The following is a 20,511-nucleotide window of genomic DNA, read 5'->3' as shown; positions in this document are numbered from 1 at the left end:
CGAAGAGCGAGAGAAAGGGAGCGATCATGCCCGCCGGTTCCAGCTCCAAGCGCGAGCGCCAGTACGAGCACATCAAGAAGAGCGCGCAGGACCGGGGCGAGAGCACCGGGCGCGCCAAGGAGATCGCCGCGCGGACGGTCAACAAGGAACGCGCCCGCTCCGGTGAGTCCAAGACCGCGAGCCGCAGCTCGACGCAGGACATGTCGTCCAGCAAGCGCGGCGGTCAGCGGTCGGGCAACCGGGTCGGTTCCCAGGGCCCGACCCGCGACCAGCTGTACAACGAGGCGAAGCAGCGCGGCATCGAGGGCCGTTCGCACATGAACAAGGACGAGTTGCAGCGCGCGCTGAACGCCAAGAAGGGCTGAACGCCAAGAAGGTGATCAGTGGCGGAGTCAGGCCAGTGTCTGCCGGTGGCGGGCCAGTTCCGGGGCCGTTTTCGTGGCGGTGAACTCCGTGATGCGGTAGGTGCACACGCCGCCGGCGGCGAAGGGGTCGCCCGCCACGATCTCCTCGATCCGGGCGCGGTCCCCGGCGACGGCGAGGATCACCCCGCCGTCCCGCGGGTGCTTGCGCCCGGAGGCCAGGAAGAGGCCCTTCTCGTACTGCTCCTCGAGCCATGCCACGTGCTCCGGCAGCAGCGCGTCGACGGCGTCGAGAGGTGCGGTGTAGGTCAGCTCCAGTACGAACATGATCGCGACCCTACCCCCCGGCTCCCACGACGGCCCCGGGACCGTACAGTTCAGGTCACCATGACGACCGTAGGCGTACCCGCGGGCTGGCCCGCGACCGAGGAAGAGGCCCGGGCGGTCCAGGACGAACTGCGCGGGCGTGTGGTGCTCGACGAGCGCGGACCCGAGCCCGGCACGGGCCGGGTCACCGGGGTCGACGTCGCCTACGACGACGAGCTCGACCTCGTCGCCGCGGCGGCCGTCGTGCTGGACGCCGCCACCCTGGAGGTGGTGGCCGAGGCGACGGCCGTCGGCCGGGTCTCCTTCCCGTACGTGCCCGGCCTCCTCGCCTTCCGCGAGATGCCGGCCGTCCGGGCCGCCCTGGACCGGCTGCCGTGCTCTCCCGGCCTGGTGGTCTGCGACGGCTACGGCCTGGCCCATCCGCGCCGCTTCGGCCTCGCGAGCCACCTCGGCGTGCTCACCGGCCTGCCGGCCATCGGCGTCGCCAAGAACCCGTTCACCTTCACCTACGACGATCCGGACCCGGCGCGGGGCGCCTGGGCCCCGCTGCTCGCCCGGGACGAGGAGGTCGGGCGCGCACTGCGCACCCGGGACGGCGTCAAACCGGTCTTCGTCTCCGTCGGCCACCGGGTGAGCCTGGACAACGCCGTCGCCCACACGCTGGCCCTGACCCCGCGCTACCGGCTGCCGGAGACCACGCGCCGGGCGGACGCCCTGTGCCGCCGGGCACTGCGGGAGGCGGCACAGAGCACCGGACACGGCGCTCAGGAGGCGACGACGCGCCAGGCGCCGACCTCCTGATACTCCGAGTCGTGGACGGCCGAGCCGTCTCCGGGTTCGAGGGCGTAATGGTGGAGGTTCCCGCCCCAGTAGCGCAGGATGCGTCCCAGCTCACCGGCGCGTTCCTGCGCCGGCGCGCCCTCGTCCACGGTCACTTCGAGCACGAACTTCATGCCTCTTGCGCCTCCTTCGGCTCTACGGCCTGGGCCTCCATCGTTTCATTGAAGAACCTTGTGAGACTTTCGCGGCGACGGTCGCTGGTGGCCGGGGGCGGTCCCTGGGGAAGTCTCAAACGGGGGAGGAGGCGTCCGGGCCCGTGGCCGCGACCCGGAAGGTGATCCCCGCGGCGCGCAGCCGCTCGGTCAGGGCGTCGCCCATCGCCTGCGCCGTGGTGACCTGCCCGGCCGCCGGCGGCAGGTCGTCGAAGGCCAGGCTGAGGGCCGCCTCGGCGAACATCTTCGCCGTCTCGTCGTAGCCGGGGTCGCCGCCCGAGACCTCCGTGAACACGCGCCGCCCGCCGCCCTCGCCGACGAAGCGCACCGCGAACCGGCTCCGTGCCCGCTTCTCCGCGCTCGGCCCGTCCCCCGGCTGCAGCCGGCCCGACAACCAACGCCGTGCGGGCGGCAGTTGGGCGGCCGCCAGCACCGCGCCGACGGCGGCGACCCCGCCGAGGGCGACCGGCAGGCGCCGCACCGCCGCGTAGTGCCGGTAGCGGAAGTCGGGGCCGTACCGGTCGAGCGCCTTCGCCGAGCGGCGCACGATCTGCGGGTCGACGGTCGGCAGCGGCAGCGCCCACGCGCCGACCTCCTTGGCGAACCGGGGCGCGCCCGTCGGCGCCGCGACCCGGCGCCCCATCAGCCGCGGCTCGTGCCGGCCCCGTTCGCGCGCCGCGGCCAGCAGCTGCCGGCCGCGGGCGAACTGGTTCAGCGCCGAGGCCAGGGTGCCGCCGGAGAAGGCCGCGTCGGCGGTCACGTATCCGTCCACGGTCAGCGGTACGCCTTCCGGCAGCTGCCGGACCGTGAAGTACACGCCCAGGTCGTGGGGTACGGAGTCGAAACCGCACGCGTGCACCAGGCGCGCGCCGGTCTCCCGCGCGCGTGCGTCGTGCCGGACGTACATCAGGTCCACGAACTCCGGCTCGCCGGTCAGGTCCAGGTAGTCGGTCCCGGCGTCCGCGCAGGCGGCGACCAGTTCCTCGCCGTGGAGCACGTACGGCCCGACGGTCGTGGCGACCACGCGCGCGTGCCCGGCGAGGGCGTGCAGGGTCGCGGGTTCGCTCACGTCGGCCCGCAGCACGCCGATGTCGGTGCCGCCGGGCAGCCTCTCGCGCAGCCGTTCCAGCTTGCCCTGGTCGCGGCCGGCCACCGCCCAGCGCAGGTCCTTCGGCGCGTGCGCGGCGAGATACTCCGCCGTGAGGGTGCCGACGAAGCCGGTGGCTCCGAAGAGCACGATGTCGTAGGGACGGTCCGTCCTGTTCAGCCTGCTCATGACACCCCTTGGTCCCGCAGCCCGCGCCGCTGTCGGTGGCTGAGGCTAGCGTGAGGGGAGCGAGCGACGACGAGCAGCCCGGAGGCAGCGGTGGCCGCAGCCGGGAACGCCCCGACGAAACGGGAGGAAGCGTGCGAGTTCCTCGGTGTGGGCGACGGCGGTCGCCCGCCCGGCCCCGCCGTCCGACTCCGCGGCGAGGCCGTCGGCGCGGAGCGGGCCGCAGCCGCCTCTCACTCTCCCGGGTGATGTGCGCGCAGCCGGGCACTTGGCTAAGCGCTTGCTCGTTGGGTCTTGTGTCCGGTGGAACGCGTTCTTAGCATCACCGGTGTTACATCAGTTGTGTCACACGCGCTTGGGGGCTGGACGCATGACGACGGCACAGACGCCGGCGACGCCGGGCAGCGGTCCGCTCTCCGGCGTGCGCGTGGTCGAGCTGGCCGGCATCGGTCCGGGCCCGTTCGCCGCCATGCTCCTCGCGGACCTGGGCGCGGACGTGGTGCGGGTGGACCGGCCCCGTGGCCCCGGCCTCGGCATCGACCCCGCGTACGACGTCACCAACCGCAACAAGCGCTCGGTCGTGGTCGACCTGAAGGCGCCGGACGGCCCCGCGCGCGTGCTGGACCTCGTCGAGCGGGCCGACATCCTCGTCGAGGGCTACCGCCCGGGCGTCGCCGAGCGCCTCGGCGTCGGCCCCGAGCACTGCCACGCCCGCAACCCCCGCCTGGTCTACGGCCGCATGACCGGCTGGGGACAGCACGGCCCCCTCGCCGACCGCGCGGGACACGACGTGGCCTACATCGCGCTCACCGGCACCCTCGGCATGACCGGCCGCCCGGACGAGCCCCCGGTCTTTCCCGCCAACCTGCTCGGCGACTACGCGGGCGGCTCCCTGTACCTGGTCGTCGGCGTGCTCGCCGCCCTGCACCACGCGCGCGTGACGGGCACCGGACAGGTCGTCGACGCCGCCATCGTGGACGGCACGGCCCACCTCTCGGCGATGATCCACGGCATGCTCGCGGCCGGCGGCTGGCAGGACCGGCGCGGCGCCAACCTCCTCGACGGAGGCTGCCCCTACTACGGCACCTACGAGACCGCCGACGGCAAGCACATGGCGGTCGGCGCCCTGGAAGGTCAGTTCTACGCGGAGTTCCTGCGCCTGCTCGGCCTGGACGACCTGGCACCGGCCCACAAGGACGTCACCCGCTGGGGCGAGCTGCGCGAGCGCGTCGCCGCCCGCTTCAAGTCCCGCACCCGGGACGAGTGGACGGCACTCTTCGAGGGCACCGACGCCTGTGTGGCCCCCGTGCTCTCCCTGCGCGAGGCCCCGCACCACCCGCACCTGGCCGCTCGCGGCACCTTCACCGACCACGCCGGCATCACCCAGCCGGCCCCCGCCCCCCGCTTCTCCGCCACCCCCACAGGCGTCCGTACCGGCCCCGCCCTGCCGGGTGCCGACACGGAGGCGGTGGCGCGGGACTGGGGGATACCCGCACCCGTGAACGACGACCCGGTCACCGACGCCGACTGACCCGGCCCAGCCCGCTCGGCCCACCCTCCCGAAAGGCACACCAGTGAGCACCGAAGCGTACGTGTACGACGCGATCCGCACCCCGCGCGGCCGCGGCAAGGCCAACGGCGCCCTGCACGGCACGAAGCCCATCGACCTGGTCGTCGGCCTCATCCACGAGATCCGCGACCGCTTCCCCGGCCTCGACCCGGCCGCCGTCGACGACATCGTGCTCGGTGTCGTCGGACCGGTCGGCGACCAAGGCTCCGACATCGCCCGGATCGCCGCGATCGCCGCCGGACTGCCCGACACGGTCGCCGGCGTGCAGGAGAACCGCTTCTGTGCCTCGGGCCTGGAGGCCGTGAACCTGGCCGCGGCCAAGGTCCGCTCCGGCTGGGAGGACCTGGTCCTCGCGGGCGGTGTCGAGTCCATGTCCCGGGTCCCGATGGCCTCCGACGGCGGTGCCTGGTTCAACGACCCGATGACCAACCTCGCGGTCAACTTCGTGCCGCAGGGCATCGGCGCCGACCTGATCGCCACCATCGAGGGCTTCTCCCGCCGGGACGTCGACGAGTACGCCGCCCTGTCCCAGGAGCGCGCCGCCACGGCCTGGAAGGAGGGCCGCTTCGACCGCTCCGTCGTCCCCGTGAAGGACCGCAGCGGCCTGGTCGTCCTCGACCACGACGAGCACCTGCGCCCCGGCACCACCGCCGACTCCCTCGCGAAGCTCAAGCCGTCGTTCGCGGACATCGGCGAGCTCGGCGGCTTCGACGCGGTCGCGCTGCAGAAGTACCACTGGGTGGAGAAGATCGACCACGTCCACCACGCGGGCAACTCCTCCGGCATCGTGGACGGCGCCTCGCTCGTCGCGATCGGCTCCGGGGAGGTCGGCGAGCGCTACGGCCTCACCCCGCGCGCGCGGATCGTCTCCGCCGCCGTCTCCGGCTCCGAGCCCACCATCATGCTCACCGGCCCCGCCCCCGCCACCCGCAAGGCCCTGGCGAAGGCCGGCCTCACCATCGACGACATCGACCTGGTCGAGATCAACGAGGCGTTCGCCGCGGTCGTGCTGCGCTTCGTCAGGGACATGGGCCTGTCCCTGGACAAGGTCAACGTCAACGGCGGCGCCATCGCCCTCGGCCACCCGCTCGGCGCGACCGGCGCGATGATCCTCGGCACCCTCGTGGACGAACTGGAGCGCCAGGACAAGCGCTACGGCCTCGCCACCCTGTGCGTCGGCGGCGGCATGGGCATCGCCACCATCGTCGAGCGCATCTGAACTCCCCGCGGAATCACGGGACTTCCGAGACCTCAACGGAGACGACTGTCATGACCGAGAGCACCACCATCCGCTGGGAGCAGGACGACACCGGTGTCGTCACCCTCGTCCTGGACGACCCCAACCAGTCCGCGAACACCATGAACCAGGCGTTCCGCGACTCCCTCGCCGCGATCACCGACCGCCTGGAGGCCGAGCGGGACTCCATCCGCGGCATCATCTTCACCTCCGCCAAGAAGACCTTCTTCGCGGGAGGCGACCTGCGCGACCTGATCCGGGTCACCCCGGAGACCGCCCAGGACCTCTTCGACGGCGGCCTCGCCATCAAGCGCAACCTGCGCCGCATCGAGACGCTCGGCAAGCCCGTCGTCGCCGCCATCAACGGCGCCGCCCTCGGCGGCGGCTTCGAACTGGCCCTCGCCTGCCATCACCGGGTCGCCCTCGACACCTCCGGCACCAAGATCGGCTGCCCCGAGGTCACCCTCGGCCTGCTCCCCGGCGGAGGCGGCGTCGTGCGCACCGTACGGCTGCTGGGCATCGCCGACGCCCTGCTGAAGGTGCTCCTCCAGGGCCAGCAGTACAACGCACGCCGCGCCCACGAGAACGGCCTCGTCCACGAGGTCGCCGCCACGCCCGAGGAACTGCTCGCCAAGGCCCGCGCCTTCATCGACGCCAACCCCGAGTCGCAGCAGCCCTGGGACAAGCCCGGCTACAGGATCCCCGGCGGTACGCCCGCCAACCCGAAGTTCGCCGCGAACCTGCCCGCCTTCCCGGCCACCCTGCGCAAGCAGACGAACGGCGCCCCCTACCCGGCTCCCCGCAACATCCTCGCCGCGGCCGTCGAGGGCTCCCAGGTCGACTTCGAGACCGCCCAGGTCATCGAGGCCCGCTACTTCGTGGAGCTGGCCGCCGGGCAGACCTCCAAGAACATGATCCAGGCGTTCTTCTTCGACCTCCAGGCCGTCAACTCCGGCGCCAACCGCCCGAAGGGCATCGAGCCCCGCCGGGTCCGCAAGGTCGCAGTCCTCGGCGCCGGCATGATGGGCGCCGGCATCGCGTACTCCTGCGCCCGCGCCGGCATCGACGTCGTCCTGAAGGACGTCTCCCTGGAGGCCGCGACCAAGGGCAAGGGCTACTCCGAGAAGCTGTGCGCCAAGGCCGTCGCCAAGGGCCGTACCAGCCAGGAGAAGGCGGACGCGCTGCTCGGCCGGATCACGCCCACCGGCGACGCCGCCGACCTCGCGGGCTGCGACGCGGTGATCGAGGCCGTCTTCGAGGACACCGCGCTCAAGCACAAGGTGTTCCAGGAGATCGAGTCCGTCGTCGCGCCCGACGCGCTGCTGTGCTCCAACACCTCCACCCTGCCCATCACCACGCTCGCCGAGGGCGTGGAGCGCCAGGGCGACTTCATCGGGCTGCACTTCTTCTCCCCGGTCGACAAGATGCCGCTGGTGGAGATCATCAAGGGCGAGCGCACCGGGGACGAGGCCCTGGCCCGGGCCTTCGACCTGGTCCGGCAGATCAACAAGACGCCGATCGTGGTGAACGACTCGCGCGGCTTCTTCACCTCCCGCGTGATCGGCCACTTCATCAACGAGGGCGTCGCCATGGTCGGCGAGGGGCTGGAGCCCGCCTCCGTCGAGCAGGCCGCGGCCCAGGCCGGCTACCCGGCCAAGGTGCTCTCCCTCATGGACGAGCTGACCCTCACCCTCCCGCGCAAGATCCGCAACGAGACCAGGCGGGCCGTGGAGGAGGCGGGCGGCACCTGGACCGTGCACCCGGCGGAGGCGGTCATCGACCGCATGGTGGACGAGTTCGGCCGCCCGGGCCGCAGCGGCGGCGCCGGCTTCTACGACTACACCGAGGACGGCAAGCGGGCCGGGCTCTGGCCGGGCCTGCGCGAGCACTTCACCAAGCCGGGACACCGGATCCCGTTCCGGGACATGCAGGAGCGGATGCTCTTCTCCGAGGCGCTCGACACCGTGCGCCTGCTGGAGGAGGGCGTGCTGACCTCGGTCGCCGACGCCAACATCGGCTCGATCCTCGGCATCGGCTTCCCGGGCTGGACCGGCGGCGTCCTGCAGTACATCAACGGCTACGAAGGGGGCCTGCCCGGATTCGTGGCCCGCGCGCGTGAGCTCGCCGAGGCCTACGGCGAGCGTTTCACCCCGCCCGCGCTGCTCGTGGAGAAGGCGGAGAAGGGGGAGCCGTTCAGCGACTCAGTCCGTTCCTGACCCGGTCACCCACTCGCTCAGCTCTTCCCGCAGCGAGCGCTGGAACGTCGTCAGCAGTGCCTGCACCACCAGCGGGTGCATGTGCGCCGACAGGGACTTCACGTCCCGCGCATCACGCTCCGCCACCTCGCCGCGGAAGAGCTGGGAGAGCTCGTGGGCCGCGGCGCGCGAGTGCTCGATCAGCACCTTGCGCGCCGCGAGGATCACCTCCTGCGACAGCGGTACGTCGAGCAGCTGCACGCCGAGCCGCAGCAGCCCGGAGTCGACCCGGAAGGTGTCACCCTCCGCGTCGTCCGCTGCCATGACGACGTTCATCGCCGCCAGCCGCTCCACGTCCTCGTCGGCGAGCGGCCGTCCGGCCCGCCGCTCGAGCTCCTCACGCGGCACCGTGTCGACCGCGTCCGGCGCCCAGGACGCGACGACCGCGCGGTGGATGGCCAGGTCATGGGGGGAGAGGTCGGCGGGCAGCTGCCTGAGGTAGCGCTCGATCGCCGAAAGCGTCATGCCCTGCTGCTGCAACTCCTCGATCAGGGCCAGCCGCGCCAGGTGGTCCGGCCCGTAGTGCCCCACCCGGCGCGGGCCGATGACCGGCGGCGGCAGCAGACCCTTGCTGCCGTAGAAGCGGACGGTGCGCACCGTGACGCCCGCCCTGGCGGCCAGCTCGTCGATGGTGAGGGGCGTGTCCCCGGCATGGGTCGTCATGTGCAGCAGTATCGCTGTCTCACCAATGGTGTGAAACCTCGGGTGAACGTCATGTGAACCCTGGGTTGATCGTGTGAGAAGTAACGCTGTGTGACATGGGCCACCGCGTAGAGGTGATTCCTTCTGGGAAGCTGCTGGCTTGGTCTGTGCCGCGACTCAACAGGGTGGTGCGGACCGAGCCCTGCACGTCCCCCGGGCCCACGAGGCCCGGGCGCACCAGGAAGTGAACCACCCGTGAGCAAGGACGCCGTGGAATCGGCACAGGTCGCCGCACGCACCCATGCGGCCCAGGCGGACCGCACGCCCGCGGACGCGGGCGACGCCGGTTACAGCAAGGACCTCAAGGCCCGCCACGTCAACATGATCGCCATCGGTGGCGCCATCGGCACCGGACTCCTCCTGGGCGCCGGCGGCCGTCTGCACAACGCCGGCCCGGCGCTCGCCCTGGCCTACCTGGTCTGCGGCGTCTTCGCCTTCTTCGTCGTCCGGGCCCTGGGCGAGCTGGTCCTGTACCGCCCGTCCTCCGGGTCCTTCGTGTCCTACGCGCGCGAGTTCCTCGGTGAGAAGGGCGCCTACGTCGCCGGCTGGATGTACTTCCTGAACTGGTCGACCACCGGCATTGCCGACATCACCGCGATCGCGCTCTACACGCACTACTGGAGCATGTTCACCAGCATTCCCCAGTGGGTGCTGGCCCTGATCGCCCTCGCGGTGGTCCTGGCCGTGAACCTGATCTCGGTGAAGATCTTCGGCGAGATGGAGTTCTGGTTCGCGATCATCAAGGTCGCCACCATCGTCGGCTTCATGCTGATCAGCGTTTTCCTGCTCGCCACCCAGCACAAGGTCGGCGGCCACACCCCCGGCCTGAGCGTCATCAGCGACCACGGCGGACTCTTCCCGCACGGCGCGATGCCGGTCGTCCTGGTCATGCAGGGCGTGATCTTCGCCTACGCCGCCCTCGAACTGGTCGGTGTCGCGGCCGGCGAGACCGCCGAGCCGGAGAAGGTCGTCCCCCGCGCGGTGAACTCGATCATGTGGCGTGTGGGCCTGTTCTACGTCGGCTCGGTCGTCCTGCTCGCCCTGCTGCTGCCCGGCTCGGTCTACTCCGCCGACGAGAGCCCCTTCGTCACGGTCCTGTCGAAGATCGGCGTCCCCGCGGCCGGTGACGTGATGAACCTGGTCGTGCTGACCGCGGCGATGTCCTCGCTGAACTCCGGCCTGTACTCCACCGGCCGCATCCTGCGCTCCATGGCCATGGCGGGCTCCGCCCCGAAGTTCACCGCCCGCATGAACCGCAGCCAGGTCCCCTACGGCGGCATCCTGCTGACCTGCGCGGTCTGTGTGCTCGGCGTCGGCCTGAACTACCTGGTGCCCAGCCAGGCCTTCGAGATCGTGCTGAACGTCGCCTCCCTCGGCATCATCAGCACGTGGGTGATCATCATGATCTGCCACATGGTCTTCGTCCGCCGCGCCCGCGCGGGCCTCGCGACCCGGCCGCACTTCCAGCTGAAGTTCAGCCCGGTCACCGAGATCGCCACGATCGTGTTCCTGCTGGTCTGCCTCGGCATGATGTGGAACGACCCCGACGTCGGCCGGAAGACCATCCTGCTGATTCCGGTGATCGCCGTCATGCTGGTCGCCGGCTGGTTCGGCGTGCGCCGCCGGGTGTCGAAGAACACCGACCAGGAGCTGTCCGAACTCACGAAGTAACAGCTCAGCGCCACTGTCAGTGGCATCGCCCACGGTGGCGTCATGCCGGAGATCACGTATGTCCGGGGTGACGCCACCGTGCCGTCGGTCGATTGCGATGTACGGTCAGGGGCGCGCCCAGAGGGGCGCGGGGAACTGCGCGACAAGCCACGTCGGGTCCGCAGATCCCCACTGCCTGGAGGACCCACGGCGAGAGGCCCCCGGCCCACCCTGCGGAGCGCGCGGTCACGGTGTACGACCACGGAGAGGGCGGCGGATGAGCTCACAAACCCCCGCGACGGACGTCCTGGTGCTGGGCGGAGCCGGCGTGGACACGATCATCCACGTCCCCGAGTTGCCGCTCCCCTACGCCGACAGCTACATGATCGACTCAGGGATCCGCACCCGGGCCGGACAGACCGGCGACTTCGTCGCGCTGGGCCTTGCCGCACTCGGCCTGCGTACCCACCACCTCGACCTGCTCGGCGACGACCCCGAGGGCGACCTCGTGCGGGCCCTGCACCGCGAGCACGGCATCGGACTGACCGCACTTCCGCAGCCCGCCGGCACCAAGCGGGCGGTCAACCTCGTCGGCCCCGACGGCCGCCGCCTGTCCCTGTACGACACCAGCCGCGCCCGCCCCGGCGACCGCTTCCCACCCGAACTGCTGCACATACTGGCCGGGGCGAGCCGCCATGTACACGTGACCATCACCCAGCCCTGCGCCGAGGCCCTGCCGGTGCTGACCGCGACGGGCGTGCCCCTGTCCACGGATCTGCACGACTGGGACGGGGAGAACCCGTACCACGAGCCCTTCGCCCACGCGGCGGACGTCGTCTTCCTGTCGGCCGCCGCGCTGACCGACCCCGAGCGCACCATGCGGCGCATCGCCGAGCGGGGCAGGGCCGAGGTGGTGGTCGCCACCGCCGGAGCCGAGGGCGCGTATCTGCTGGCCGACGGCGAGCTGACCCGCGTGCCCGCGGCGCCGCCGCCCGGGCCGGTGGTGGACTCCAACGGCGCGGGCGACGCCTTCGCCGCCGCGTTCCTCTACGGCCGCCTCGCCGGCGAACCGCCCGAGACCTGCGCCCGCTACGGCGCGGTCGCGGGCGCCCACGCCTGCACCGTCCCGGCCTCCCGAGCGGAGTCGATGGACCGGGACGGGCTGCTCGAACGGGCGGCAGAGCCGAGCCCCTAGCCGGCGCGGGGATCAGTGCGCGTGCGCGTCGTGGATGTTGTTCGTCGCCTCGATCTTCTTCCACGACTTCGGCCGGGCCACCGCCGTGCCCGCCTTCGCCGGCGACGCGGCGCGCGCCGCGGGTGCGGCCGGCTTGGACGGCTGGAACAGCCAGGTGTCGAACAGCGAGGCCAGCGGCTTGCCGGACACCTGCTCGGCGTACCTCTGGAAGTCGGCCACCGAGGCGTTGCCGTACGCGTGCTCCTGCGGCCAGCCCTTCAGGATGCGGAAGAACGCGTCGTCACCGATCTCGTTGCGCAGCGCCTGGATGGCGAGCGCGCCACGGTCGTACACGGCGATGTCGAACTGGTCGTCCGGTCCCGGGTCGCCGGGCTTGACCGTCCAGAACGCGTCGTCGGCCGGATGGGAGGCGTACACGTAGTCGGCGAGTTCCTGCGTGGTGCCCTCGCCCTCGTGCTCCGACCACAGCCACTGCGCGTACCGGGCGAAGCCCTCGTTGATCCAGATGTCCTTCCAGCCCTTCAGCGACACGTCGTCGCCGTACCACTGGTGGGCCAGCTCGTGCACGACCACCGAGGTGTTGGAGCCGTTCGCGAACTGTTTCGGGCTGTAGTAGACGCGGGTCTGGGTCTCCAGCGCGTACCCGGTGGTGGTGTTCGGGACATACCCGCCGGCCGTGCTGAACGGATACGGCCCGAAGTAGCCGCTCAGCCAGTCCACGATCTCCCCGGTGCGTTCCACGCTCGCACGCGCGGCCCCGTCGTTGTCGCCGAGGTCCTTGCTGTAGGCGTTGATGACCGGCACCCCGCCGTCGGAGGTGCTCGTGGTGATGTCGAACTTTCCGATGGCGAGAGTGGCCAGATACGTCGCCTGCGGCTTGTTCTGCCGCCAGGTGTAGCGGGTCCAGCCCAGCTTCGAAGCGGTCGACTGGAGCGTGCCGTTGGAGATGGCCTGGGTGCCGTCCGGCACGGCCACCGACACGTCGTAGGTGGCCTTGTCACTCGGGTGGTCGTTGCTCGGGAACCACCACCAGGCGGCCTCGGGCTCGTCGGCCGCGACCGCGCCGTCGGGGGTGCGGTGCCAGGTGTTGAAGCCGTAGGCGGTCTTCGTAGACGGCACCCCGCTGTAGCGGACCACCACGGTGATCGGCGTGCCCTTGGCCAACGGCGTCTTCGGCGTGATGACCAGCTCGTGCTGCCCCGAGGTGGTGAAGGCGGTCTTCGCGCCGTTGACCCGCACCTCGCTCACGTCCAGCAGGAAGTCCAGGTCGAAGCTGGACAGGTCCTGGGTGGTCCTCGCCAGGATCGTCGCCGTGCCCTGCAACTCGTCCGTCTTCGGCTGGTACTGCAGCCTCAGGTCGTAGTGGGAGACGTCGTAGCCGCCGTTGCCGTAGTACGGGTAGTAGGGGTCGCCGATGCCCGGCGCGCCGGGGGTGAAGCTCGCGGCCGATGCCGGGATCGCCAGCAGGAGGGAGGCCGCCGCGAGTGCGCCCGGCGCGATGATTCTGCGGTGCACGTCAGCTCCAAGTCGTCGGGACTGCAAGTCCGTTCGGAAAGTACGTCGGTGAACGCTGTTCGGAGCCTATTCAGTCCCTGTGGCCCCTGACCTGTCCATGGCCCCTGCTGTCACACGATCGCCATTCGGCCGTCACGTACCCAGGAACGGCCCTGAATCGCTCTTATGTACGGGAGTTCACCGGAGTACCGTCCGCGCATGCCGATTCGCACCCTCATCCGCACGCGCTTCACGATCTGCAGAGCGCTCGCGACCGCGGTCGTCGCCATCCTGACGGCCGCCTTCCTCACCCCGTCCGCCGCACAGGCCGCCGCCGGCGCGGGCCGGCCCCCGCGCGAGAGCCGGCCCGTGTACTCCTACGCCCATGCCGTGCGCGAGTCCGTATGGGTGGACACGGGGCTCGACGAGGACGGCGACGGCCACACCGACCGTGTCGCCGCCGACATCGTCCGGCCCGCCGAACCCGCCCGCCAGGGCCGCAAGGTGCCCGTCATCATGGACGCCAGCCCCTACTACTCCTGCTGCGGACGCGGCAACGAGAGCCAGCTCAAGACGTACGACCCGCAGGGCCACGTCGTCCAGATGCCGCTCTTCTACGACAACTACTTCGTGCCCCGCGGCTACGCGTTCGTCGGCGTCGACCTCGCCGGCACCAATCGCTCCGACGGCTGCGTCGACGTCGGCGGCCGCTCCGACATCCGGTCCGCGAAGGCCGTCGTCGACTGGCTGAACGGCCGCGCCGAGGCGTACACGACCCGGACCGGCACGAAGACCGTCACAGCCACCTGGACCAACGGCCGGACCGGAATGATCGGCAAGAGCTGGGACGGCACCATCGCCAACGGTGTCGCCGCCACCGGCGTCAAGGGCCTGGAGACCATCGTCCCGATCAGCGGCATCTCCTCCTGGTACGACTACTACTTCGCGCAGGGCGCCCCGCTGTACGACGGCGGCCCCGACCAGCTCGCCGGCTACGTCGAGAGCGACGCGGCGCACGCCCACTGCGCCGCCGTCCAGAGGAAACTCGCCGACGGCAGCCCGCGCAGCGGCGACTGGACCCCGCTGTGGACCGAGCGCGACTACGTCAAGGACGCGGCCAAGGTGCGCGCCAGCGTGTTCCTGGTGCACGGCATGCAGGACCTCAACGTCCGCACCAAGCACTTCGGCCAGTGGTGGGACGCGCTGGCCAAGCACGGCGTGAAGCGCAAGATCTGGCTGTCCCAGACCGGACACGTCGACCCCTTCGACTACCGGCGCGGCGCCTGGGTGGACACCCTGCACCGCTGGTTCGACCATGAACTCCTCGGCTACGACAACGGCATCGACCGCGAGCCGATGGCCGACATCGAACGCCACCCCGACCAGTGGGTCACCTCACGCGTCTGGCCCCCGCAGACCACCCGCACCACCGTCCTGCACCCCGCCCCCGGCACCCAGGCCGGAGTCGGCACGCTCGGCCTGCACCCGGCCACCGGCACCGAGACCTTCACCGACGCCCCGAAGCTCAGCGAGACCGACTGGGCGGCCCGCCTCACCACGCCGACCCCGGAGAAGGCCGGCTTCCTCACCGCGCCGCTCACCCGCGACCTGCGCCTGTCGGGCTCGTCCACGGTGACGGTGACCGCGACACCGACCACCACCTCGGCCCACCTCTCCGCCGTCCTGGTCGACCTCGGCCCGGACACCATCCGCGACTACGCCGACGGCGGCGAGGGCATCACCACCCTCACCCAGCGCACCTGCTGGGGCGCGAGCACGGCCGGCGACAGCGCGTGCTTCAAGGAGACCGCGGCCAGGACGGCCAAGGTGGACTACACCGTGTTCAGCCGTGGCTGGGCCGACCTGGGCCACTACGCCTCGCTCGGCAAGGGTGTCCCGCTCACCCCGGGCAAGGCGTACACGATGACGCTCCGTCTGGCGGCGACCGACCATGTCGTCCCCAAGGGGCACCGGCTGGCGCTGATCATCGCGGGCACGGACAAGGACCTGATCGACCCACCGTCCACGAAGCCGACCGTGACGGTCGGTCTGTCCGGTACGACGGCGAGCCTTCCGCTGGTCGGCGGCGCGTCGGAGTTCGCCCGGGCGACGGCCGGCAGCACGGTGGCGACTCCCGCGCCGGTGATTCTGCACGGCGTCCGCGGACCGGGCGTGTACCGGCACATCCCGTTCGACTGACCGGAGGCGCGCCGAGGGGCGGCCTGAACGGGGCGCCGCAGTACGGTCAGGCGGCCGGGAACGCCAACCCGGCCGCCTCCCGCGCACACCCCCACGCCACCGTGATCCCGGCCCCGCCATGGCCGTAGTTGTGCACCAGTACCCGGCCGTCGGGCAGCGGCTGCCGTTCGAGTCGTACCGCGTGCCTGGCCGGCCGCAGTCCGACCCGGTGGGCCAGCACCCGTGCCTGCGCGATCTCCGGCCGGATCGCCGCGCACCGGGCGACGATCGCCGCGGCGGTGGCCGGGTCCGGCTCCAGCGACCAGTCGTCCTCCTCCGCCGTACCGCCGAGCAGCAGACCACCCGGCTGCGGGATGACGTACGTGGAGGTGGTGGAGGAGTGGCCGACGGAGGTGAACCAGGTCCTGATCCCCGGGTTCGCCACGACCACCAGCTGCCCGCGCACCGGTCGCACGGCCGGGTCCGGTACCAGCGAACGCGCGCCCAGGCCGGTGCAGTTGACCACGACCTGCGCCGGCACCGAGGCCAGGTCGGTCACCTCGCGCGGCTCGATCACGCCTCCCGCCTTCGCGAGCCGCTCGCGCAGCCACGCCAGATGCACCGGCATGTCGATCACCGGCAGCCGGGCGGCGAGACCGTCGGCCGCCGTCCGCAGCCCCGCCACCCCGCCCGCCCAGGCGCCCAGTTCGTCCAGCCGGGTCCCCCGGTGTACACCGTCGACCAGGCGTACGCCCGTCTCGTCCGGCCGGTGCGCGAACTCCTCGTACACGGCCAGGGAGGCGAGCGCCCACGCACCCACCAGCGGCTCGGGTTCGATGCGGTACGGCCACCACAGGCCGCCGGCGACGGCCGAGGTCGTACGCTCGGCGGGCCCCCGCGCCCACACCCGTACCCGGCGCCCCGACTCCGCCAGGACCACGGCCGTCGTCAGCCCGGCGACCCCGCTCCCGACCACGATCACTTCGTCACTCGGCTCGCTGTCCACGCCAGGACGATAGGCCCTGTCCGGACGACTCTGTCATGCCGCGCTCACATCCGTGCCGGTGTGGGGATACTCACAGCATGTCTGCCGCATACGCGACCTTCGACCTGGCACCGGCCATCCGCGCCGGCGGCGTGCTCGCCGACGGCGGCTACCAGGTCCACCGCGACTTCGTGGACTTCGTCGTGGACGGCCGTCCGCTGCTGTTCCGGCTGTCCGACCTGGACGCCGTCTCCCCGCTCGCCTCGGACGTCCCGCCCGCCATCTTCACCGCGCAGGTGCGCGCACTGCTCCTGGAGGACGAACCGCCGCTTCCGGACGGCCGGTTCGTCATCTACGGCTGCCCCGAGTGTGCGGACCTGGCGTGCGGGGCGGTCACCGCCGTCATCGAGCGCGACGGCGAGGACTACATCTGGCGGGACTTCGCCTGGCAGACGGACGAGCGCGCCGACCTGGAGCTCAACGGCTACCACGGCATAGGGCCGTTCCGCTTCCGCGGCGCCGACTACCGCGCCGCACTGGGTGCCCTGGTGGGGGGCTCCGCCGCACCCCGCCGGCGCGTTCTGCTGATCGGCGCCCGGGTCGCGGTCCTGGCCAAGCTGGCGGCCGCGCTGCGCACCATCGGCATCGGCGCCGACATCACCCAGGACGCCCGGGCCGTCCCGGCCGAGGAACTGCGCGACTACGGCGCGGTCGCCTTCGGCCGCGCGGTCGGCGAGGAGGAACGAGCCGCCGTGGTGGAGGCCTTCGAGCACGCCGGGGTCGACATCGCCCGCGTGGACGGCCTGGCCCCGATCGTGCCGCTGCTGGTCGCCCAGATCGAGCACGCCCTCGACCGCAGCCCGCTCCCGCAGCGCCGGCTCGTGGGGCTGACCGTGGCCGGCAGCACCGCGGACGTCGAGGTGACCTCGGCGTGCCGGGTACGGATCACCGCCTATCGCCTCGACCGGCTCTACCGCACCCACGCCCGCGAGGTGTTCGACGGCATCCTGGAGCCCGGCCGGCACCGCGTCCCGCTGGACCCGAAGGCGGTCAAGGGGGAGGCGTACGTCGTCGCCCGCACGACGGGAGGCGTGCTCGCGGCACCGGTCACCGGCGGAAAACGGCTTTGACGTGCGGGGCACGTGCGGCAGGAGACGGAGGCTCGGGCACGGGGGTGGGCCACCGAGCGGCATGGGCCGAGGGGCGGCATGGGCCGAGGGGCGGCGGCGGGGCGGGCGCTGGGAAGCGGGGGCTGAGGGGCGGGAGTGGTTCGTCGTGAAGCGGGGGCTGAGGGGCGGGAGTGGTCCGTCGTGAAGCGGGGGGCTGGGGGGCGGTCGTGGCTCGCTGGGAGCGGGGGTGAGGCATGGCAGTGATTGGCTGGAAGACGGGGACTGGGCTGCGGCGGCGGGGCGGTGGGAAGCGGGCTGCGGGGCGGGTGGTCCATCGTGAGCGGTGGGCTGAGGGGCGGGTGGTCCATCGTGAGCGGGGGGCTGAAGGGCGGGAGTGGTTCGTCGTGAAGCGGGGGCTCACGGGGCGGTGTGCCGCTGGGAGCGGGGCTGAGGCACTGCAGTGGTCGGCTGGAAGACGAGGACTGGGCTGCGGGGGCGGAGCGGTGGGAAGCGGGCTGCGGGGCGGGTGGTCCATCGTGAGCGGGGGGCTGAGGGGCGGTCCTGGGTAGCTGGGAGCGGGGTGAGGGGCGGTCGTGGCTCGCTGGGAGCGGGGGTGAGGCATGGCGGTGGTCGGCGGGGAGATGGGGGCTGGGCTGCGGGGGCGAGGCTGGGAAGGGGGCTGAGGGGGACGGGCCGCCGGGAAGGGGGCTGAGGGCGGGGACGGGCCGCCGGGAAGGGGTGACGGGCGGGAGCGGTCCATCGTGAAGCGGTGGCTGGCGTGCGGGAGCGGACCGCTGGGAAGCGAGGCTGAGACGTGGCGTGGGGTCACCGGCGGAAACCGGCTAGGGGCCGCGGTGCGCAGGTGCCGGTGGCAGGCGGGGCCGAGACTCTGCTGCGGGCCACGGGGAACGCGGCTGAGACGCGGGCGCCGGGCCCATTAGGATCGGCGTCCTGATGACTGCCACCCTCGTCGCCAAGAACCTCGCCGCCGGGCACGGCGACCGTTCCCTCTTCTCCGGGCTGGACCTCGTCGTCGCGCCCGGTGACGTGATCGGTCTCGTCGGTGCCAACGGCGCGGGCAAGTCCACCCTGCTGAAGCTGCTCGCCGGACTCACTGCGCCGGAACAGGGCGAGCTCAGGCTGTCCCCGCCGACCGCGACCGTCGGTCATCTGCCGCAGGAGCCGGAGCGCAGGCCGGGGGAGACCGTGCGGGACTTCCTGGCGCGTCGGACGGGTGTCGCCGAGGCCCAGCGGGTCATGGACGAGGCCACTCAGGCGCTCGTGGACGGAGCCCCCGGTGCCGACGACGCCTACGCGACCGCCCTGGAGCGCTGGCTCGGCCTCGGCGGCGCCGATCTGGAGGAGCGCGCGGAGGACATCGCCGACTCGCTCGGTCTCGCCGTGGACCTCGACCAGCCGATGACCTCGCTGTCCGGCGGCCAGGCGGCCCGCGCCGGTCTCGCCTCGCTCCTTCTGTCCCGCTACGAGGTCTTCCTGCTGGACGAGCCCACCAACGACCTCGACCTAGACGGCCTGGAGCGCCTGGAACGCTTCGTCGGCGGCCTGCGCGCCGGCACGGTCGTCGTCAGCCACGACCGCGAGTTCCTCACCCGTACGGTCACCAAGGTCCTCGAACTCGACCTGGCGCAACAGCAGATCAACCTCTACGGCGGCGGGTACGAGGCCTACCTGGAGGAACGCGACGTGGCCCGCCGGCACGCGCGCGAGGACTACGAGGAGTACGCCGACAAGAAGGCCGCTCTCCAGGACCGCGCGCAGATGCAGCGGGCCTGGATGGACAAGGGTGTGAAGAACGCCCGCCGCAAGGCCGGCAACGACAACGACAAGATCGGCCGCAAGTTCCGCAGCGAGGCCAGCGAGAAGCAGGCGGCCAAGGCGCGGCAGACCCAGCGCATGATCGAGCGCCTGGAGGTGGTCGAGGAGCCCCGCAAGGAGTGGGACCTGCGCATGGAGATCGCCGCCGCCCCGCGCTCCGGCGCGGTCGTGGCGACGCTGCGGGACGCCGAGGTGCGGCGCGGCGGATACACCTTCGGCCCGGTGTCCCTGCAGATCGACTGGGCGGACCGGGTCGCGGTCACCGGGGCCAACGGCGCCGGCAAGTCCACCCTGCTGGGCGCGCTGCTCGGCCGTGTCCCGCTCGACTCGGGGCATGCGGCGCTCGGCTCGGGGGTCCTGGTCGGCGAGGTCGACCAGGCCCGGGGGCTCTTCCACGGCCCCGAGACCCTGCTCGACGCCTTCTGCGCGGCCGTCCCCGACACCGAGCCGGTCGAGGTCCGCACCCTGCTCGCCAAGTTCGGCCTGAAGTCCGACCACGTCCTGCGCCCGGCCGCGACCCTCTCCCCGGGCGAACGCACCCGCGCCGCCCTGGCCTTGCTTCAGGGCCGGGGAGTGAACCTCCTCGTCCTGGACGAGCCCACGAACCACCTCGACCTGCCCGCCATCGAGCAACTGGAGCAGGCCCTCGACTCCTACGAGGGCACTCTGCTGCTGGTCACCCACGACCGCCGCATGCTGGACGCGGTCCGGGTGACCCGGCGGCTGGAGGTGGCGGACGGGAAGGTGACGGAGCGTTAGCTCCAGCGGGCGGCGGCCTCCTTCGCCGCCCGCTCGACCCGGCCCACGTGCTCGGGGTCGTGCGGTGCGACATTGAGCCCGTCCGGCCGCTGGCCCACCGCCCCGTCGATCAACTCCCGCACGACGTCGGCGTGTCCGGCGTGCCGTTGCGTCTCGGCGATCATGTGGGTCAGGATCCGGTGCAGGGTCGTCTCCTTCGGCGCGCCCGGTATCCGGCCGACCGCGTCGAGAGGGAGCGCCGCGATCGTCTCGTCGGAGTGGGCACAGGCCCGTCGGTACAGGCCGACGATGTCCTCGCGGGTCTCGTCGGCCCGCGCCCACAGGTCCGCGTCCGGCTCGGCGTCGCCGGTGATCCACAGGGGCGTACCGGCGAAGGGGCGGTCGAACGCCGTGCCGAAGTACAGCGCCTCCGCGCCGGCCAGGTGCTTGACCAGTCCCAGCAGGTTCGTGCCGGTGGGGGTCAGGGGGCGCCGGATGTCGTACTCCGGCAGGCCGTCCAGCTTCCACAGCAGTACGTCGCGGGCGTCCTGGAGATACACCCGGAGGTCGTCCTTGGGATCGGTCATGGGAGCAAGTCTGCCGGTCCG

General features: G+C 72.0%; 17 protein-coding genes. 10 read left to right on the top strand and 7 right to left on the bottom strand.

What is annotated here, in order from left to right:
- The first annotated feature begins 26 nt into the window (after positions 1–26).
- Positions 27–365, top strand: coding sequence for a hypothetical protein (locus FB563_RS37460; RefSeq protein ID WP_055709862.1), 339 nt, complete (start codon positions 27–29; stop codon positions 363–365).
- Positions 366–392: 27 nt separating this feature from the next.
- Here the strand turns inward: FB563_RS37460 and FB563_RS37455 are convergent, their stop codons facing one another.
- Entirely contained in the window at positions 393–689 is a 297-nt protein-coding gene (locus FB563_RS37455) for a YciI family protein (protein WP_055709861.1), read from the bottom strand.
- Between the two features lie 60 nt (positions 690–749).
- On the opposite strand from FB563_RS37455, the gene FB563_RS37450 reads away from it, so the two are divergent.
- Complete coding sequence (locus FB563_RS37450) at positions 750–1,490, top strand: endonuclease V (protein WP_055709860.1); 741 nt, start codon at positions 750–752, stop codon at positions 1,488–1,490.
- Here FB563_RS37450 and FB563_RS37445 read toward each other — a convergent pair.
- On the bottom strand, positions 1,454–1,642 hold the full coding sequence (locus FB563_RS37445; protein ID WP_055709859.1) for a hypothetical protein: 189 nt from the start codon (positions 1,640–1,642) through the stop codon (positions 1,454–1,456). The two genes, FB563_RS37450 and FB563_RS37445, sit on opposite strands and share 37 nt — an antisense overlap.
- Positions 1,643–1,757: 115 nt before the next feature.
- Positions 1,758–2,957 (bottom strand): saccharopine dehydrogenase family protein, encoded by a 1,200-nt coding sequence (locus tag FB563_RS37440; protein ID WP_142219201.1) that lies wholly within the window; start codon positions 2,955–2,957, stop codon positions 1,758–1,760.
- Positions 2,958–3,324: 367 nt separating this feature from the next.
- Between FB563_RS37440 and FB563_RS37435 the strand changes: the two genes are divergently transcribed.
- From FB563_RS37435 to FB563_RS37425, 3 genes are read left to right on the top strand one after another with little or no spacing between them, the layout of a single operon-like run.
- The gene (locus tag FB563_RS37435) at positions 3,325–4,485 is read left to right on the top strand and encodes a CaiB/BaiF CoA transferase family protein (RefSeq protein ID WP_142219200.1); all 1,161 of its coding nucleotides are present in this window, start codon (positions 3,325–3,327) and stop codon (positions 4,483–4,485) included.
- 43 nt (positions 4,486–4,528) lie between these two features.
- On the top strand, positions 4,529–5,743 hold the full coding sequence (locus tag FB563_RS37430; protein ID WP_142219199.1) for an acetyl-CoA C-acetyltransferase: 1,215 nt from the start codon (positions 4,529–4,531) through the stop codon (positions 5,741–5,743).
- 50 nt (positions 5,744–5,793) lie between these two features.
- Positions 5,794–7,977 carry a 3-hydroxyacyl-CoA dehydrogenase NAD-binding domain-containing protein gene (locus FB563_RS37425; protein ID WP_055710219.1) on the top strand — a complete coding sequence of 728 codons (2,184 nt, stop codon included), beginning with the start codon at positions 5,794–5,796 and terminating at the stop codon, positions 7,975–7,977.
- On the opposite strand, the gene FB563_RS37420 is transcribed toward FB563_RS37425, so the two are convergent.
- Positions 7,963–8,679 carry a MerR family transcriptional regulator gene (locus FB563_RS37420; protein ID WP_055710220.1) on the bottom strand — a complete coding sequence of 239 codons (717 nt, stop codon included), beginning with the start codon at positions 8,677–8,679 and terminating at the stop codon, positions 7,963–7,965. The genes FB563_RS37425 and FB563_RS37420 overlap by 15 nt on opposite strands.
- Before the next feature lie 234 nt (positions 8,680–8,913).
- Between FB563_RS37420 and FB563_RS37410 the strand changes: the two genes are divergently transcribed.
- Entirely contained in the window at positions 8,914–10,389 is a 1,476-nt protein-coding gene (locus FB563_RS37410; protein ID WP_055710221.1) for an amino acid permease, read from the top strand.
- Positions 10,390–10,645: 256 nt separating this feature from the next.
- On the top strand, positions 10,646–11,563 hold the full coding sequence (locus tag FB563_RS37405; RefSeq protein WP_055710222.1) for a PfkB family carbohydrate kinase: 918 nt from the start codon (positions 10,646–10,648) through the stop codon (positions 11,561–11,563).
- Between the two features lie 12 nt (positions 11,564–11,575).
- Here FB563_RS37405 and FB563_RS37400 read toward each other — a convergent pair whose 3' ends face one another.
- Complete coding sequence (locus FB563_RS37400; protein WP_055710223.1) at positions 11,576–13,078, bottom strand: M1 family metallopeptidase; 1,503 nt, start codon at positions 13,076–13,078, stop codon at positions 11,576–11,578.
- Positions 13,079–13,276: 198 nt separating this feature from the next.
- On the opposite strand from FB563_RS37400, the gene FB563_RS37395 reads away from it, so the two are divergent.
- Positions 13,277–15,256, top strand: a complete 1,980-nt coding sequence (locus FB563_RS37395) for a Xaa-Pro dipeptidyl-peptidase (RefSeq protein WP_055710225.1) — start codon at positions 13,277–13,279, stop codon at positions 15,254–15,256.
- Positions 15,257–15,302: 46 nt separating this feature from the next.
- Here the strand turns inward: FB563_RS37395 and FB563_RS37390 are convergent, their stop codons facing one another.
- Positions 15,303–16,217: an FAD-dependent oxidoreductase gene (locus tag FB563_RS37390; protein ID WP_055710226.1), complete on the bottom strand. Its 915-nt coding sequence runs from the start codon at positions 16,215–16,217 to the stop codon at positions 15,303–15,305.
- Positions 16,218–16,318: 101 nt separating this feature from the next.
- Between FB563_RS37390 and FB563_RS37385 the strand changes: the two genes are divergently transcribed.
- Entirely contained in the window at positions 16,319–17,350 is a 1,032-nt protein-coding gene (locus FB563_RS37385; RefSeq protein WP_055710224.1) for a hypothetical protein, read from the top strand.
- Positions 17,351–18,283: 933 nt separating this feature from the next.
- The gene (locus FB563_RS37380) at positions 18,284–19,924 is read left to right on the top strand and encodes an ABC-F family ATP-binding cassette domain-containing protein (protein ID WP_142219198.1); all 1,641 of its coding nucleotides are present in this window, start codon (positions 18,284–18,286) and stop codon (positions 19,922–19,924) included.
- Here FB563_RS37380 and FB563_RS37375 read toward each other — a convergent pair.
- Positions 19,921–20,490: a DinB family protein gene (locus tag FB563_RS37375; RefSeq protein ID WP_055709418.1), complete on the bottom strand. Its 570-nt coding sequence runs from the start codon at positions 20,488–20,490 to the stop codon at positions 19,921–19,923. The two genes, FB563_RS37380 and FB563_RS37375, sit on opposite strands and share 4 nt — an antisense overlap.
- Positions 20,491–20,511: the final 21 nt, after the last annotated feature.

The organism is Streptomyces puniciscabiei, from assembly GCF_006715785.1.
Lineage (GTDB): Bacteria > Actinomycetota > Actinomycetes > Streptomycetales > Streptomycetaceae > Streptomyces > Streptomyces puniciscabiei.
This window is presented reverse-complemented; position numbering and strand designations above follow the sequence as displayed.

Bases quoted from the DNA above. Each gene is read 5' to 3' on its own strand.
- FB563_RS37450 (WP_055709860.1), top strand. From the start codon at position 750: ATGACGACCGTAGGCGTACCCGCGGGCTGGCCCGCGACCGAGGAAGAG.
- FB563_RS37440 (WP_142219201.1), bottom strand. From the start codon at position 2,957: ATGAGCAGGCTGAACAGGACGGACCGTCCCTACGACATCGTGCTCTTC.
- FB563_RS37380 (WP_142219198.1), top strand. From the start codon at position 18,284: ATGACTGCCACCCTCGTCGCCAAGAACCTCGCCGCCGGGCACGGCGAC.
- FB563_RS37460 (WP_055709862.1), top strand. From the start codon at position 27: ATGCCCGCCGGTTCCAGCTCCAAGCGCGAGCGCCAGTACGAGCACATC.
- FB563_RS37445 (WP_055709859.1), bottom strand. From the start codon at position 1,642: ATGAAGTTCGTGCTCGAAGTGACCGTGGACGAGGGCGCGCCGGCGCAG.
- FB563_RS37385 (WP_055710224.1), top strand. From the start codon at position 16,319: ATGTCTGCCGCATACGCGACCTTCGACCTGGCACCGGCCATCCGCGCC.
- FB563_RS37375 (WP_055709418.1), bottom strand. From the start codon at position 20,490: ATGACCGATCCCAAGGACGACCTCCGGGTGTATCTCCAGGACGCCCGC.
- FB563_RS37455 (WP_055709861.1), bottom strand. From the start codon at position 689: ATGTTCGTACTGGAGCTGACCTACACCGCACCTCTCGACGCCGTCGAC.
- FB563_RS37435 (WP_142219200.1), top strand. From the start codon at position 3,325: ATGACGACGGCACAGACGCCGGCGACGCCGGGCAGCGGTCCGCTCTCC.
- FB563_RS37395 (WP_055710225.1), top strand. From the start codon at position 13,277: ATGCCGATTCGCACCCTCATCCGCACGCGCTTCACGATCTGCAGAGCG.
- FB563_RS37405 (WP_055710222.1), top strand. From the start codon at position 10,646: ATGAGCTCACAAACCCCCGCGACGGACGTCCTGGTGCTGGGCGGAGCC.
- FB563_RS37420 (WP_055710220.1), bottom strand. From the start codon at position 8,679: ATGACGACCCATGCCGGGGACACGCCCCTCACCATCGACGAGCTGGCC.
- FB563_RS37425 (WP_055710219.1), top strand. From the start codon at position 5,794: ATGACCGAGAGCACCACCATCCGCTGGGAGCAGGACGACACCGGTGTC.